Below are 14039 nucleotides of genomic sequence, written 5' to 3'. Positions count from 1 at the left end.
CGACCAGCCACGACACGGTCTCCTCGAAGCGCTGACGCGACTGGGCGAACGACGTGGTCTCACCCACCAACACGTACGATGACATCGGGTTCCTTCTTGCTCGTTCTCGGTCTAGACACCCAAGAACATAGCGAGAAGGAGCCCTTCAACCTGCGCCGCAACGGAAACAACGCACGTCAGGCCACATCAGACCGTCCCTCCAAGCGAGCCGCACCCGTTACCAATTTCGCGGCGGCGGGCGCCAGCTGCCTCATCGTCTCGGGATACATCGACTCCCACCGGGGCATCCACATCGAGTACCTGACGCACGCTGCGCTCACCGTGCTGCGAATGCGCTGCGACCAGCCCGAGCTGCGCCGGCGCCTGGAGAACCGGGCACGCCCCGGTGAACAGCGGGAATCCGCGCTACGCGAGGCGGAGGCCTTCGACCGCAGCCAAGCGGAGGTCTTTGAAGAACGGGATTCGCACGCAGGCATGTCCGTGCGGCCGAAGGCCGGCACATTCAAGTGAGCCGCCGCACGCTGGGCCGGCCCGCCGACCGCGACGGCCGGCGGGCCGGATGGTACGGGCCGCCCCACGGCGCAGGTCATCGCGCCGTGGGGTGGCGCCTCATGCCCGCTCGGGTGACAGCGGTGGGGCGGTGACGACCAGGAAGGTGAAGTCCTCGCGGGCCTTGGCGTCGATGGGCAGGGGCAGGCGGATGCGCCCGGAGTCGACCATGCCTCGCACAGCGGGACGGCTCAGGCCGAACCCGGCGGTGAGCAGCTTCTCGACCCGGATGGGTGCCGGGAGCTCGAACCTGATGATGACCTCGAGTGGCGCGGCATCCTCGCGCTGGAGGTCGTAGAACGGTATGTCGGTGTCCAGCTGCCAGGTACCGGTCCAGTCGAGCTGGTAGGCGGCCTTGTGGGCGAGCGTCGCGTCCATGGTCAGCTGTCGCACCATGGCCGGATCGTTGTTCTCGAACCTCAGTAGCCGCTCGTTGTCCAGCGCCCGCACGTTGATGCGCTCGTGGACGGGGATTTTCGACGTGCGGCCGCACAGGTCGCAGCAGATCAGCAGCCACACGTCGAGCAGCTTGTGGTTCGCGTTGACCCGGATCTTGCCGGTGGGACGGTGACGGGTGGACCTGCATGACACGCAGGTTTTGACGATGGTGGGCAGTCCGAGCTCGCTGACCACCCACAGCGCTTTGCGGTCGATGCCGGGTCCGCGACCGTGGGCCGGCACGCGGATATGGCGGAAACTATTCATGGCTTCGGCGATTCCAAGGTCTAGGCAGGAGGCGCCCGGCAGCGCGATGGCGCGCCGGGGGGTGCCTCCCGGATCCAGTGGCGGGCAGCCGGCGTCTCGGCGGGGAGCACGCCGGCTGGCGCGACGTCGCAGATCACGTCGCGTGAAGGAAGCCCGCACCGGTCACGCGGTGCGGGCTTCGAGTGGCACGGCGGACGGAGACGGGGAGGTGACTCGAACCCGTCTTCATCGCGCCCGTGCGCCACTGGTCACTGATCCATGCGCGTCAGCATGGTCAACCCGTGGGCAGCCGGGCAACGGATTTTCCGCGTGGCCCCGCCGCCGGGGGTGGGGAAATCCGCTGTCGGTTGTTGGAGGGGGGTGGTACAAAGCCGCGGTGGAAAAGACGCTGGAGTTCGCTGACCTGTTGCGGCTGATGGACGAACGATCGACCGCTTTCCGGGCGGCGGTCGACGCGGCACCCAGCCTCGACGTGCGGGTGCCGACCTGCCCCGAGTGGACGTTGTTCGACCTGGTGCAGCACCTGGGCGAGGGGCGCCGCAAGTGGGCCGCCATCGTGGCCGCGGGGCCCGCCGACGCTCCGCCGGCGATGTCCGCCCCGGTGGCGCCCCGGGAGCGCGAGGCCCTGCTGGCCTGGTTCGCCGCGTCGACGGGGGAGCTGCTGGACGCGCTGCGGGAGGCCGGCCCGGATCGTGGTTGCTGGACGTGGTGGGGTGATTCGCAGTCGCCGCAGACGACTGGTGCCGTCGCCCGGCACCAGCTCCAGCAGGTCGCCGTGCACACCTACGACGCCCAGGTCGCCGTGGGTGCCCCGCAGCCGCTGCCGGACGAGGTGGCCCTCGACGGTGTCGACGAGTTCCTGACCACCTGCGTCGCGACGACGGCCGCGTGGCCGCACAAGCCCGCGGTCATCGACTACCACGCCACCGAGGGCCGTTCCTGGCGGCTCTGGTTCTCCGCCGACGGCGCCCGGACCGCCCGCCTCCCCACGCCGGTCGCCGGCGAGGACCCGGAGGCGGCCTATGTCTCCGCCCGGGGCACGGCCAATGAGCTGGTCATGTTCTGCTACGGCCGCATTCCGATGGACTCCCTGAAGCTCGAAGGCGACCGCCGCATCTTCGATCAGCTCATCGCCTGGGACCCGTCCGTGTGACAATCGACGACAGGCCATCTCGTGCACCCCGAGGCCGAGGCCGAGGCCGCAGCAAAGTGTCGACCCACGCAAGGTCTGTTGCGGAGGCGGCTCGCGAAGTCATCGAAAAGGCCGGATGGCAGCTTCGGCCTGAAGCCGAGCGCCTACATACCTAACGCACAGTCACTAATCTGAGTTCCTGCGGCAGGCCGGGGTGGGGCCAAATCGGGCCGCCACACCATCGCACGCCTCCACCACGATGGGGCCAACACAGGCCGTCCGAGCGGGGCCACCGCAAGCCGTCAGAATCACGTTGAGGATGCCGTCGACGTCAAGTAGCCAGCCCGGCCGGTTCACCGGGGCCCGCCTCTCGGTGCGGCGGTAGACGCGGTCGCCGTGGTGGGCCGCTCCGCGGTGTCAGTGCGGATGTTGCGGTAGATGGTCATGTGGGTGACGCCGCAGGAAGCGGCGATCTCGGCCATCGTGAACTGCTTCGAGTCGTACATGCGCTGCGCCTTGTTGATCAGGGCGGGGGTCATCTTAGGTTTGCGACCGCCAGTGCGGCCGCGGGCACGGGCAGCGGCCAGGCCAGCGAGGGTGCGTTCCTTGATGAGCGCGGCTTCGTACTCCGCCATCAAGGCGAACATGCCGAAGACGAGCTTGCCATGCGCGGTGGTGGTGTCGACGATCCCGTTGGTCAGCGACTTGACCCCGACGCCGCGGGCTTCGAGGAGGGCGACGACGTCCACCAGGTCACGCAGGCTACGGCCGAGCCGGTCGATCTTCCAGATGATCAGAGTGTCGCCGGGGCGCAGATCGTCCAGGCAGGCCTGCCACTGCGGGCGGTCGGCCTTGGTTCCGGTGGCCACGTCTTTGTAGATCTTGAGGCAGTCCTCGGCGGCGAGAGAATCAAGCTGCAGTTGCGGATCTTGGTCGGCAGTACTGACTCGCGCGTACCCGATCTTGTGTCCCACCGGCGGACTCTATCGGAACTCATTTTCAGCGGGGTGTTGTGATGGCTTGTTTCCGAGATGAGTTTTGGTGGGGTGCGATGCTGGGCCGACATTCGGCGGCGGCCGTCCTGGAGAGGGTCTATCGGAAACGAACGTATATGTGAGATCCCCAGAGCAAGATCATTCTCAGCGCTAACCGCGGTACCGCTCTTCCTCAACCCCGGGTTCGCGCGCCAGTCGCTCGGCCACGTCCGGCGGGACGGAGATCGACAGCTTCCTCACCGATCCGGTCATGCCCGAGACGATACACCGGTAGCACTGCCGGGACGCCCCTGCTACGCCACCCGCGACACACCCTCCAGGGCGTCCTAGGACAATAGGCGGGCGACGTCCGGCCTATTGGCGACGCCACGTGCTGGTTGACTGGTGGCATGAGCGAGATCGTCCTGGTCCGGCACGGCGAGACCGCCTGGAGCGCCAGCCACCGGCACACCTCGTACACCGACCTGGAGCTGACCCCCGACGGCGAGCGACAGGCCCGCGCCCTCGGCGGGGTGCTCGTCGGCCGGCGGTTCGCCCGGGTGCTCGCCAGCCCCCGCGAGCGCGCCGTGCGCACCGCGCAGCTCGCCGGCCTCACCGTGGACGCGGTGGACGAGGCTCTCGTCGAATGGAACTACGGCGAGTACGAGGGCCGCACCACCGTGGACATCCACGAGGAACGGCCGCGCTGGAGCATCTGGACCGACGGCTGCCCCGGCGGGGAGACGCCCGAGCAGGTGGGCGAGCGGGTCGACCGGCTGCTCGACCGGGTCGCTCCCCTGCTCGACCTGGGCAGCGTCGCCCTGGTCGGCCACGCGCACAGCCTGCGGGTCGTCGGTGCCCGCTGGATCGGGCTGCCCCCGTCCGCTGGCGGCAAGCTGCGGCTGGACACCGCCACGGTCAGCGTGCTCGGGCACGAGCACGGGCGGCGGGTCATCCTCCGCTGGAACGGCGGCTGACCGGGCCGCCGGGCAAGATGTTGAGCGCTCAACTTTCGGGTATCGTTCCCCGGGCCAAGCGTCGTCGAGAAGAGAGACGGGACATGGGCGCTACGGACCCCGGCGGAGGGGCCGGCTTCACCCCCGCCGTCGTCGTCACCACCGGCAACACCGACCCCGCCGCGCCGCTGGTGGTGCTGCTGCACGGCCGGGGCTCGCACGAACGGGAGATCATCACTCTCGCCGAACACCTGCCGGTCGGCCCCGCGTACGCGGCCATGCGCGCGCCGATCGCCGAGGGCGGCGGGTACGCCTGGTTCGCCAATCGGGGCATCGGTCGACCGGTGGCCGGGTCGCTGCGCGCGACGATGGACTGGTTCCGCGGCTGGCTCGACGAGACGGCGCCCGCCGGCCGACCCGTGGTGCTGGTCGGATTCAGCGGCGGGGCGGCATTCGCCGGCGGGCTGCTGCTCGACGACCCGGCCCGGTACGCCGGCGCGGCAATCCTCTACGGCACGCTGCCGTTCGACGCCGGCGTCCCGACCACACCCGGCCGGCTCGCCGGGCTGCCCGTGTTCGTGGCGCAGGGCGAGCACGACACCGTCATCCCGCGCGACCTGCTCGACCGCACCTGGGACTACCTCACCGGCGAGTCCGGCGCCGCGGCCACCGCCCGCCGCGACCCGGTCGGTCACGGCATCACCCCGCCGGCGCTGGCCGCCCTCGGGGCCTGGCTGGCGGACCTGGGCTGACCCGAAGCCCGGCTCAGGAGGCGGGGGCGTCCCCGTTGGCGCGGGACCGCCCGCGGGTACTTGGGTCGAGGTCGATCTTCGGCGGCCGCCCCTCGTACGGCGTGGAGAGCACCACGGTGGTGCGGGTGGTGACGTTGGCCGAGGTGCGGATCTCCTGGAGCACCCGCTCCAGGTCGGCCGGGCCGGCCACCCGCACCAGCAGCAGGTAGAAGTCCTCCCCCGCCACCGAGTAACACGAGTCGATCTCCGGCAGGTGGGCCAGCCGCTCGGGCGCGTCGTCCGGCTGCGACGGGTCGAACGGGCGGATCGCCACGAACGCGGTCAGCGGCAGGTCCAGCGCCTCGAAGGACACCCGGGCGGCGTACCCGCTGATCACCCCGCGCTGCTCCAGCCGGCGGACCCGCTGGTGCACCGCGGAGACCGACAGCCCCACCTTCTCCGCCAGATCCGTGTACGACAGCCGACCGTCAACGGTCAGCGCGGCGACGATGGCGCGGTCGATCTCCTCCACGCGCTGCAACCTACCTGGAAGAGCGCTCCGGTGCCGCACGCGGCCCGCCGGACGTGACGCTCAGCGGACCGCGCGGCGCGCACCGCGTCCGCCGCGTAGATCAACACCTCGGCCATGTCCTCCTGCCGGGCGCGCGCTGCACAGTGCCCACCAGCAACGCGCGGTCAGCGGCAGGTGCGGATGTTCGGCATACGGGTCAGCGCCCTCGTCTGCCACCATGGCCTCGTGGACGAGCAGATCACGCCGATCCTTCGCACCGACAACGCTGAAGGTGCCGTGGCCTGGTATGCGCGACTGGGCTTCACCAAAGACTGGGAGCACCGCTTCGAGCCGGGCTTCCCGCTGTTCGTGTCGATTTCGCGTGGTCCCATGCGGATCTTCCTGTCCGAACACAAGGGCGATGCCCACCCCGACACGCTGCTCTACCTGAGCGTCCATGACATCGACGCGATGGCCGCGGAGTTCGGCCTGACCGTGCAACAAGCCCCATGGGGACCCGAGATCGAGGTACGCGACCCGGACGGCAACCGGCTACGGATCGGTGCGACACAGCGCTGAACGGCCCCGCAGGTAACGCGTCGACAGGGCATGCATCAGCGATGAATCCGCCGCGGCATCCCGCCACGGCCCAGGACCGCACCGACAGCGGAGAATGAGGGCGCTGGCCCGCGCCATGCGCGAAAGGGCTCGGCCATGACGAGCCAGCCGATACAGTCTCCAGGATGCGGCTCACGGTTCTCGGCGGGTGCGGTGCATGGCCCGAGGCGGGTCAGGCATGCAGCGGCTACCTCGTTGAGCATGATGGATTCCGGCTGCTCGTCGATCTTGGCTACGCGACCCTGCCGCGGCTGCTGGAACGGGTCAGCGTCGACCAGGTCGACGCGGTGTTCATCAGCCACGGGCATCCCGACCACTGCGCCGATGTGAACCCACTGCTGCGGGCGCGTGCGTTACGCGATGATCCGCCCGCGCCGCTGCCGGTGTACGCGCTGCCTGGCGCGCTGGATGCGGTGTTGGCCCTGGACCGCCCCGGGATGCTGGATGCCGCCTACGTTCTGCACGAGTTCACCGCCGGCAGCCGCCTCGACATCGGCCCGTTCCGTGCCCAGACCCGCCTGCTGCCGCACTGGGTGCCGAATGCCGGGGTACGGCTGGCCGCGGGCGACCGGGTACTCGCGTACACCGGTGACAGCGGCCCGAGCCCCGACGTGGTGGAACTGGCGCGCGACGCTGACCTGCTGCTGGCCGAGGCCACCTATGTGGATGAGGTGCCGGAGGACTCGCAGGGCTACCAGTCGAGCGCGCGCCAGGCAGGTCGACAGGCCGCGGATGCCGGTGCCGGACACCTGCTACTGACCCATCTCCGGCCGGGCACGGACCCGGCCGCCGCACGAGCCGCGGCCGCTGACGAGTACGACGGTCAGGTCGCCGTCGCCACCACCGGCCTCATCCTCGACCTTCCCTAGACCAGAGCTCGAACGCGTCCACGCCCGAGAAGCCCTTGATCCGGGAGCAGGTACAAGCGCACGCTCATCGCGGCATGTTAGGGCGCATCCCGTCGGCGGCTACTGGTCACCGAAGGTCGGTGTGTTTCGGGTGTAGTAGGAGTTGACCGCCGGCTGGGTGTAGTTGGGTCCGGCACGGTCGTCGGCGCCGAGGTACATGTATGGCAGTGACACGACGCCAGGCCCGTTCCGCCCGATTCGCCGACGGCGGGTGTCGACGGTGAAGCCTGCCGCACGCAGTGCGGTGGCGAGTTTCCGGCCGGCGGGCCGGCCATCGGCGAGGCGGATGCTGTCCAGGTCGAGATCGGCGCTGAACTGTCCGTCGTCGGTGAGCCAGTTGGCGATGCGGGTCAGCACCGCGACTCGGCGCGGACATGCTGATCGTCACTCCAGGAGTGATGTTGCAGGCCGATTCGAACACCGGGACCACAACCGAGCACGCCCGGCCGGCGCATCCTGCGGCAGCGATCCGCGCGGGCGCAACGCACATCGTCATCGGTCGGTCCCTGACCCGGGCACCAGACCCAGCAGCCGTCCTCGCCCACCTCGAAGACGAGCTCGGTAGGCTCCGAGCACACAGCTGAAGCCACCGACGTCAACGTGTAACGCATCATCCGGAGTACGGCATGTCCGCGACGTCGGGGGCGATGGTGATCCGCGCAAAGGTCAGTGGCGCGGGCTAGTGGCCCTTCGCCAGCGCCCGGGAGATGACCAGCCGCTGGATCTGGTTGGTGCCCTCGACGATCTGGAGCACCTTCGCCTCCCGCATGTACCGCTCCACCGGGTGGTCGGCGACGTAGCCGGCGCCGCCGAGCACCTGCACCGCGTCGGTGGTCACCCGCATCGCCATGTCGGTGGCGAAGAGCTTCGCCTTGGCCGCCTCGATCGAGTACGGCCGGCCGGCGTCGCGCAGCCGGGCGGCGGAGAGCATCAGCGCCCGGGCGGCGGAGATCTGCGTGGCCAGGTCGGCCAGGTTGAAGCCGAGACCCTGGAAGTCGATGATGGCCCGCCCGAACTGCTGGCGTTCCTTGGCGTAGCCGACCGCGTAGTCCAGCGCCGCCTGGGCCAGGCCCACCGCGCAGGCGGCGATCCCGAGCCGACCGGAGTCCAGTGCGGACATGGCGATGGTGAAGCCCATCCCCTCCCCGCCGATGAGCCGATCGGCGGGCACGCGGGCGTCGTCGAAGGCGATCTGCGCCACCGGGGAGGCGTGCAGCCCCATCGTCCGCTCGGCCGCCTGCGGCACGATGCCCGGCGTGCCCCGGTCGGCGAGCAGGCAGGAGATGCCCTTCGGGCCGGGCCCGCCGGTGCGGCAGAAAATGTTGTAGAAGTCGGCGACCCGGGCGTGGGTGATCCACGCCTTGGTGCCGGTGACCACGTAGGAGTCACCGTCGCGGACGGCCTTCGTGGTGAGCGATGCGGCGTCCGAGCCACCCTGCGGCTCGGAGAGGCAGTACGCGCCGAGCAGCTCCCCGGAGACCATGTCGGGCAGCAGCTTGCGTTGCGCGTCGGTGCCGAACTGGGCCACTGGGTAGCAGGACAGGGTGTGCACGCTGACCGCCTCGGCCACGGCGAGCCAGCGGCTGGCCAGGATCTCCAGCACCTGCAGGTAGACCTCGTACGGCTGGGCGGCGCCGCCGTGCTCCTCGGGGTAGGGCAGCCCGAGCAGGCCGGACCGGCCCAGGGTGCGCAGCACCTCCCGGGGGAACTCGGCGCGCTCCTCGAACCCGGCGGCCCGGGGGGCGAGCTCTCGGTCGGCGAGTTCGGTGGCGAGGTCGAGCAGGTCGTGGGCCTCGTCGGTGGGGAGGATCCGGTCGACAGTCATAGCGCGATGAGCTCCGTGGGGGTGGTGTTGAGCCGGTGCACGCCGTCCGTCGTGCAGACGACGATGTCCTCGATGCGGGCGCCGTGTCGGCCCGCGAGGTAGATGCCGGGTTCGATGGAGAACGCCATGCCGGGCTCCAGCGGCCGGGGGTTGCCGGCGACGACGTACGGCTCCTCGTGCCCGTCGAGGCCGATGCCGTGGCCGGTGCGGTGCAGGAAGGCGTCGCCGTACCCGGCGGCGGTGATCGGCTCGCGGGCGGCCGCGTCGACCGCCTCGGCGGTGACACCGGGCCGGACCGCGGCCACGGCGGCGCGCTGCGCCGCGTGCAGCACCTGGTAGTAGTCGGTGAACTCGGCCGGGGCGCGCCCGCCGGCGAGGTAGGTGCGGGTCGAGTCGGAGCAGTAGCCCGAGGGCATGGTGCCGCCGATGTCGACGACGACCGGTTCGCCGGCACGGATCGGGCGGTCGGAGGTGCCGTGGTGCGGGCTGGCGCCGTTCGGGCCGGCGGCGACGATGACGAAGTCGACCGAGGCGTGGCCGGCGGCGCGGATCGCCGCGGCGATGTCGGTGGCCACCTCGGCCTCGGTCCGCCCCGGGCGCAGCCACTCGCCCATCCGGGCGTGCACCGCGTCGATCGCCGCGCCCGCCTCCGCCAGGGCGGCGACCTCGGCCGGCGACTTGCGCACCCGCAGCTCCCGCAGCACCTCCCCGGCCAGCCGCTGGGTGGCTCCCGGGAGCGCGGCGCCCATCGCGAGGACCTGCTCGGCCCACATCCGGTCGGCCAGCCCGACCGCCGCGACCGGTCCGCCGAGGGCGGCGGTGACCAGCGGGTACGGGTCGGTGCCGTCGGCGTGGTCGACGATGCGTACGCCGGTGGCCGGCGCCGGGGACGCCTCGGCGGCCGGGCGCTCCAGGGTGGGGACGATCAGGGTCGGCTCGCCCTCGGCGGGGAGCACCAGGCAGGTCAGCCGCTCCCCCGCGTGCGCGTCGTAGCCGGTCAGGTAGCGCAGGTCGGAGCCGGGGGTGAGCAGCAGCACGTCCAGGCCGGCGGCGGCGGTGGCGTGCCGCGCGGCGGCCAGCCGGTCGGGCGGGTACAGCTCGTCGTTTCCCACCCGCTCAGCTTAACGGTCGTTTGGGCTTGGCCCTACCCAGGTTCGCGTCGGCGGCCCGAGCGGACCCGGCGCGTCGGCCCGGCCGGTCAGGCCCGGGCGCCGCCGAGGCCCAGCAGGACGGCGAGCCCCAGGGCGCTGCGCGGCGCGTACGGCACCCGCCACAGCCCGCCGTGCGCCGCGGCGTACGCCTCGTCCTGCCAGGGGTGCGCCAGCGCCGGACCGCCGGTGCGCAGGTCGTGCACCAGGAGCGCGGCCATCAGCGTGTTGCTGGTCGCCGGCTCGAACACCTCGATGCCGAACCGGTGGGCGCCGGCGTACGCGGCGGCGAGCGCCCGGTTGCGAAGCACCGAGCGGGTGCGGGTGGGCGGCGCGACCGTGAACGACACCGTCGACCCGGCCTCCCGGGCCACGGTGGCCCGCCACCGCTGCAGCCGCTTCGCGAGGGCGTAGTTCGGACCCTGCTGCGGGACCAGGCTGTCGTTGACGCCGGGATCGGCGCCGGGAGGGTAGTTGCGATGCAGCAGCCGGCCACCGGAGAGGACGCGAAGGGACCGGCGCGCGAACCCGCGGGCGGCGTAGCCCCGCTCGGCGTGGGCGACCGCCTCGGCCGGCACGGCGAAGACGTCGGTGGGAGTGGCGAGGAATGCGAGCGCGACGTCGTCGCGGTGGCGCTGCAGGTGGCAGGTGAGCGCGTCGACCGCCATCGCGACCCGCACGTTGGTCGCCCCGTCGGCGTACACGTAGTTGCCGAGCACGAGCCGGCCGTCGACACCGCGCAGCCAGTCGGCGACCTGTGGGAGGCGGTGCAGAAGGTCGGCGCCCGCGCGGGCGGCCAGCGCGTTGTCGTCGGCGGCGGCGCCGGGCCGGACCGGGAGCCGCAGGCGACCGCCGTGGCGGCGGGTGGTCCGCAGCAGGCGCCGCCAGAGCTCCGGCCGGGGCAGGTCGACCGCGACGACGTCCCCGCCCCAGCGCAGCAGGGACGGCAGCGGGCCCATCTCCGCGCCCGCGCCGAGCACCACGACCCGCTGGTCCCGCAGGTCGAGCCAGTCCGGGTTCGCGAGGACGGCGCGGACCGCCTCGGCGCAGGACGGCTCGATGACGCCTGCGGTGACCCAGGCGTCGAGTCGGCGAAGCAGGTCGTCGCCGCGCAGCCGCTGACCCCGGTACGGCAGCGACAGCTCCCGCTCGACCGGGCCGCCGCCGGCGACCGTCGCCGTCTCCAGAGCCTCGTCGGCGCGGCCGGTCGTGAAGATCTCGTCCAGTCCGGTCTCGCGGCTGTCGGCACCGACCACGGTCATCCGGGAATGCAGGGAGGCGAGCCCGTCCCGGGCGATGGTGACCGCGGCGTCGCGGGAGAGCAGGCCCGCCTCGACAAGCCGGCGGAAATGTCCCAGGTATTCGTGCCGCCAGTTCGTTTCGTGCTCCGCCGCGCGGGCGCCGACCGGATCGACGGCGCGCAGGGCGTCGGCGACGACCGCGCGTCCAAGCGCGCTCGTGCTGCGCCCCTCGCTGGTGCGGGGGAACACCACCCCGGACGGATTCGCCACGGCTACTGCCCTTTCTCCCGGTCGCGTCGGGTCGTCCCGGCCGCGGCTGCCACTCTGCCTCATGCCGGCGTGAACTGCAGGGCCGGCCGGTGGTCGCCCCGCAGACCGCGCGGCCCGGTGCGGGGATTCGTCGAGGCCGGCGGGATGCGGGCGGTGCTCGCCCGCCGGGCCCCTGATCCGTCGCGCACCGCGAACACTCCCGGCCCCGTCGGCGAGGCGGACTCACCACACCGGCTCGGGGTGGTCAGGTGCGCGGAAGCAGACCGAGCATCTCGTCGACCGAGCCGGCCGGGTCAGTCACCGGGAACTGCACCGCACGCACCACCGCGTCCGGGTCGACCAGCAGGGTGAGCCGCTTGAACCGGTCCACCCCACCGGCGCGGAAGGTCGGCAGGAGCAGCCCCGCCGCGAGCCGCCCGTCCTGATCGGACAGCAGCGGGTACGGCAGCCGGGCGTACTCGGCGAAGGCGCGCAACTGGTCCGGACGCTGCGTGCTCACACCCCGTACCTCCGCTGCGGCGGCCTGGAAGAGGTCGTGCCGGTCGGCGTACGTGCGGGCCTCCAGCGTGCACCCGACGGCGCCCGGGATGTCGCCCCAGTCCGGCGGAAGCGCCTGGCTGCCGGGGGCGAACGCCCCCGGGAAGAGGTAGAGCACCGTCCACCGGCCCGGCACGGCCGGTGGCTCCTCGCCGTCGTCGTGCCGGGAGAGCGTGACCGCCGGCAGCCGGCGGCCGACGAGTTGGTGCACCCGGCGGGCCTCGGCGGAGTCGGCGGCGGCGGTCGCGGTGAGGGCCCCGTCGCCCATCACGTGCCGGGTGCCCCAGTCCTGGAGGGCCACCAGCACCGGCAGCAGGCCCTCGCCCTTCGCGGTGAGCAGGTAGTCGTAACGCGGCGGGTGCCGCGAGTACGGCTCCCGGCGCAGCACCCCGTGCTCCACCAGCGCGCCGAGCCGTTCGGTCAGCGCCCGGCGGCTGACCCCGAGCTCGCGCTGCAGGGCGTCGAAGCGGGTAGCGCCACCGGCGACGTCGCGGACGATCAGGAACGTCCACCAGTCACCCAGCACGCCGAGGGCCTGGGCGATGCCGCAGTCGGCGTCGGCAAGGTCCGTCCGCCTCATCCGCCACCTCCCTCGCTCGGACCACCGTCGACTATAGTCCGTTCCAGATTGGAACTCACTTGTTCGGGGACGGGGGTTGACGGTCATGACCGTCGAGCAGGGAGCCGGGGTGTTCTGGCGCTGGTGGGCCGCCGGCACGACCAGCATGGTCGGGTCGGCGGTCGGCGGGGTCGCGCTGCCGCTGACCGCGCTGACCGTGCTGGACGCGACCGCCTTCGAGATGGGCCTGGTCGCCGCCGCCGGCTACGTGGCCTGGCTCGTGATCGGGCTAGCCGCGGGCGTCATCGTGCAGCGGCTGCCGCTGCGCGGCGCCCAGGTCGGCGCCGACCTGGCCCGCGCCGTCGCGGTGACGTCCATCCCGCTGGCCTGGTGGTGGGGGTGGCTGACCGTCGCCCAGCTGGTCGTCGTGGCGCTGGTGGTCAGCTTCGCCAACGTGCTCTTCGACGTCGCCAACTCGACCTTCCTGCCGGCCATCGTCAGCCGCGAGCAGCTGCACTCCCGCAACAGCCTCACCTCCGCCACGCACGCCACCACCCAGCTCAGCGGCCCAGCGCTGGGCGGCCTCGCGGTGCAGGCGCTCGGGGCGGTGCCGACGGTGCTGGTCGACGCGGCCAGCTATCTTGTCTCGGCGGCGCTGATGCGCTCCCTGCCCGCCCGGCAGGCGGACGCGCCCGACCGGTGGCCTCCGGTCCGCCGGATGATCGGCGAGGGCTGGTGGTACGTGACCCGCCACCCGGTCATGTGCCCGACCATGTGGACCGCCACAGCGGTGAATTTCGTCTGCGGGGCGCAGCTCGCGATCTACCCGCTCTACCTCGTCCGGGAGCTGCACGCCCCGGCCGCGCTGGTCGGTGTGCTGCTCGCCGTGGAGGGCGTCGGGTCGCTGGTCGGGGCGTCGCTGACCCCGTGGATCACCGGCCGGTGGGGCACCGCCCGCGCGGTGGTGGTCGCCTGCGCGGTCTCCGTCGTCGGCGCGTTCGTCGTCCCGCTGGGCACCGGCTGGCCGGCGTATCTGGCGTTCGCCGCCGGCAACGTGGTCTTCGCCGGCGGCGTGGTGGTGCTCAGCGTGACCACCCGCACCTACCGGCAGACGGCCAGCCCGCCGGAGCTGCTCTCCCGGGTGATGGCCACCGTCCGCTTCGTCTCCTGGGGCGCGATCCCCGTCGGCGGGCTGGTGGCCGGCGCCATGGCCGGTCTCGTCGGCGCCCGGGTCACCCTGTTCGTCTTCGCCGCCGCCGCGGTGTGCGCGCCGCTGACCCTCGTCCTGTCCCCCGTCCGTCGGCTGCGGGACCTCACCGACCTGCCGGTCGACCACGTCCACGACCGGGACGTCGTCGGCGCCCGGTGAGGGATG

General features: G+C 72.2%; 16 protein-coding genes. 8 read left to right on the top strand and 8 right to left on the bottom strand.

Going from position 1 to position 14039, the window contains the following annotated elements; translation table 11 throughout:
- Positions 1-96: 96 nt before the first annotated feature.
- Positions 97-510, top strand: a complete 414-nt coding sequence (locus tag ABZ807_RS27730) for a hypothetical protein (protein WP_357164066.1) — start codon at positions 97-99, stop codon at positions 508-510.
- A 99-nt stretch (positions 511-609) separates the two neighbouring features.
- Here ABZ807_RS27730 and ABZ807_RS27725 read toward each other — a convergent pair whose 3' ends face one another.
- Positions 610-1413: a DUF1062 domain-containing protein gene (locus ABZ807_RS27725; protein WP_357164063.1), complete on the bottom strand. Its 804-nt coding sequence runs from the start codon at positions 1411-1413 to the stop codon at positions 610-612.
- Between the two features lie 217 nt (positions 1414-1630).
- Here ABZ807_RS27725 and ABZ807_RS27720 point away from each other — a divergent pair, with 217 nt between their 5' ends.
- Entirely contained in the window at positions 1631-2407 is a 777-nt protein-coding gene (locus tag ABZ807_RS27720) for a maleylpyruvate isomerase family mycothiol-dependent enzyme (protein ID WP_357164060.1), read from the top strand.
- A 332-nt stretch (positions 2408-2739) separates the two neighbouring features.
- On the opposite strand, the gene ABZ807_RS27715 is transcribed toward ABZ807_RS27720, so the two are convergent.
- Positions 2740-3360, bottom strand: a complete 621-nt coding sequence (locus tag ABZ807_RS27715) for a recombinase family protein (RefSeq protein WP_357164057.1) — start codon at positions 3358-3360, stop codon at positions 2740-2742.
- 410 nt (positions 3361-3770) lie between these two features.
- On the opposite strand from ABZ807_RS27715, the gene ABZ807_RS27710 reads away from it, so the two are divergent.
- Positions 3771-4337, top strand: a complete 567-nt coding sequence (locus ABZ807_RS27710; RefSeq protein WP_357164054.1) for a histidine phosphatase family protein — start codon at positions 3771-3773, stop codon at positions 4335-4337.
- Between the two features lie 83 nt (positions 4338-4420).
- Positions 4421-5068, top strand: coding sequence for a hypothetical protein (locus ABZ807_RS27705; RefSeq protein ID WP_357164051.1), 648 nt, complete (start codon positions 4421-4423; stop codon positions 5066-5068).
- Between the two features lie 13 nt (positions 5069-5081).
- Here ABZ807_RS27705 and ABZ807_RS27700 read toward each other — a convergent pair whose 3' ends face one another.
- Entirely contained in the window at positions 5082-5579 is a 498-nt protein-coding gene (locus tag ABZ807_RS27700; protein WP_357164048.1) for an Lrp/AsnC family transcriptional regulator, read from the bottom strand.
- A gap of 225 nt (positions 5580-5804) precedes the next feature.
- Here ABZ807_RS27700 and ABZ807_RS27695 point away from each other — a divergent pair, with 225 nt between their 5' ends.
- Both ABZ807_RS27695 and ABZ807_RS27690 read left to right on the top strand, forming a co-directional pair.
- The gene (locus tag ABZ807_RS27695; protein WP_357164045.1) at positions 5805-6137 is read left to right on the top strand and encodes a glyoxalase superfamily protein; all 333 of its coding nucleotides are present in this window, start codon (positions 5805-5807) and stop codon (positions 6135-6137) included.
- A gap of 164 nt (positions 6138-6301) precedes the next feature.
- The gene (locus tag ABZ807_RS27690) at positions 6302-7045 is read left to right on the top strand and encodes an MBL fold metallo-hydrolase (protein WP_357164042.1); all 744 of its coding nucleotides are present in this window, start codon (positions 6302-6304) and stop codon (positions 7043-7045) included.
- A gap of 99 nt (positions 7046-7144) precedes the next feature.
- Here the strand turns inward: ABZ807_RS27690 and ABZ807_RS27685 are convergent, their stop codons facing one another.
- Positions 7145-7441 (bottom strand): hypothetical protein, encoded by a 297-nt coding sequence (locus tag ABZ807_RS27685; protein WP_357164039.1) that lies wholly within the window; start codon positions 7439-7441, stop codon positions 7145-7147.
- A 17-nt stretch (positions 7442-7458) separates the two neighbouring features.
- On the opposite strand from ABZ807_RS27685, the gene ABZ807_RS27680 reads away from it, so the two are divergent.
- Positions 7459-7668, top strand: coding sequence for an orotidine 5'-phosphate decarboxylase / HUMPS family protein (locus ABZ807_RS27680; RefSeq protein WP_357164036.1), 210 nt, complete (start codon positions 7459-7461; stop codon positions 7666-7668).
- A gap of 95 nt (positions 7669-7763) precedes the next feature.
- Here ABZ807_RS27680 and ABZ807_RS27675 read toward each other — a convergent pair whose 3' ends face one another.
- From ABZ807_RS27675 to ABZ807_RS27660, 4 genes are all read right to left on the bottom strand, one after another.
- Positions 7764-8909, bottom strand: a complete 1146-nt coding sequence (locus ABZ807_RS27675) for an acyl-CoA dehydrogenase family protein (RefSeq protein WP_357164033.1) — start codon at positions 8907-8909, stop codon at positions 7764-7766.
- The gene (locus ABZ807_RS27670; protein WP_357164030.1) at positions 8906-10021 is read right to left on the bottom strand and encodes a Xaa-Pro peptidase family protein; all 1116 of its coding nucleotides are present in this window, start codon (positions 10019-10021) and stop codon (positions 8906-8908) included. Before ABZ807_RS27670 ends, ABZ807_RS27675 begins: the two co-directional genes overlap by 4 nt.
- Positions 10022-10107: 86 nt before the next feature.
- Positions 10108-11568, bottom strand: a complete 1461-nt coding sequence (locus ABZ807_RS27665) for a hypothetical protein (RefSeq protein WP_357164027.1) — start codon at positions 11566-11568, stop codon at positions 10108-10110.
- Between the two features lie 244 nt (positions 11569-11812).
- Positions 11813-12685 carry a winged helix-turn-helix transcriptional regulator gene (locus tag ABZ807_RS27660; protein ID WP_357164024.1) on the bottom strand — a complete coding sequence of 291 codons (873 nt, stop codon included), beginning with the start codon at positions 12683-12685 and terminating at the stop codon, positions 11813-11815.
- 85 nt (positions 12686-12770) lie between these two features.
- Here ABZ807_RS27660 and ABZ807_RS27655 point away from each other — a divergent pair, with 85 nt between their 5' ends.
- Positions 12771-14033, top strand: coding sequence for an MFS transporter (locus ABZ807_RS27655; protein ID WP_357164021.1), 1263 nt, complete (start codon positions 12771-12773; stop codon positions 14031-14033).
- The last annotated feature ends 6 nt before the right edge of the window (positions 14034-14039 follow it).

The sequence above is a fragment of the Micromonospora sp. NPDC047548 genome (assembly GCF_040642975.1).
Taxonomy (GTDB): Bacteria; Actinomycetota; Actinomycetes; order Mycobacteriales; family Micromonosporaceae; genus Micromonospora.
This window is presented reverse-complemented; position numbering and strand designations above follow the sequence as displayed.